A 682-nucleotide genomic window follows, 5' to 3' on the forward strand; every position below is an offset into this window, starting at 1 on the left:
CAGGCTCATGGCGGTGCTCGACGCGCGGCAGTTCGGCCGGCAACGGCTGGCGCCCGGCACGGCTGCGCTTGCGCTTGCCCGCTTCGCCATCACCGGTATCAGGTGGCGCCAGCTCTGCGTGGATGGCGGCCAAGTCGGAGTCGATTGTTTCTTCGAACAGTTCGCGCTGCTCGCCGCTGAAGGATTCGCTCTTCTTGCCGTAGTTGATGCGGCGGTAGTACGCCAACTCCAACGTCAATGCCACAATCTTAAAATCCTTCTCTGCCAGCGTGGCGTTCTTTTTGGCTAGTACCTGTTCTGCTTTGGCGCTTTGCTCCATCAGCGCGCGCACCTTCTCGATCACGGCTGGGTCGTGGTTGGCGCGGGTCAGTTCGGTAAGCAAGTCCATGCCCGTAGTTTACCGGGCACGGCCGCTGTTTACAAGCACAACAGTTTACATGCGCGGCGCTACAGCTGCCATTGCGCCTGGGCCGGCGCGGCCAGGCGCTGCCAGTCGATGCCGGCGATCAGCCATTGCCATTGCTCGTCGGTTAACTGCCAGCTTGCTTCGTGTGCTTGCGGCCAGACGAACTGACCGCGGTGCAGTCGACGCAGGCACATCCAAACGCCATTGCCATCCCAGCAGACCAGCTTCAAACGAGTGCGGCGTCGGTTGCTGAACACGTACGCCGTGCCGTCGCAG

2 protein-coding genes are annotated in these 682 nt (G+C 62.0%); both read right to left on the reverse strand.

Annotation, left to right across the window (positions count from 1 at the left end; genetic code table 11):
* Positions 1-388 (reverse strand): transposase domain-containing protein (locus ACP7DD_RS26590; protein ID WP_426178410.1); only part of this gene is annotated, 388 nt, incomplete at its 3' end.
* Positions 389-447: 59 nt separating this feature from the next.
* On the reverse strand, positions 448-682 hold a 235-nt coding region (gene tnpB, locus ACP7DD_RS26595; protein WP_426178411.1), incomplete at its 5' end, for an IS66 family insertion sequence element accessory protein TnpB.

Source organism: Massilia sp. TWR1-2-2, assembly GCF_049897565.1.
Lineage (GTDB): Bacteria > Pseudomonadota > Gammaproteobacteria > Burkholderiales > Burkholderiaceae_D > JAFCUW01.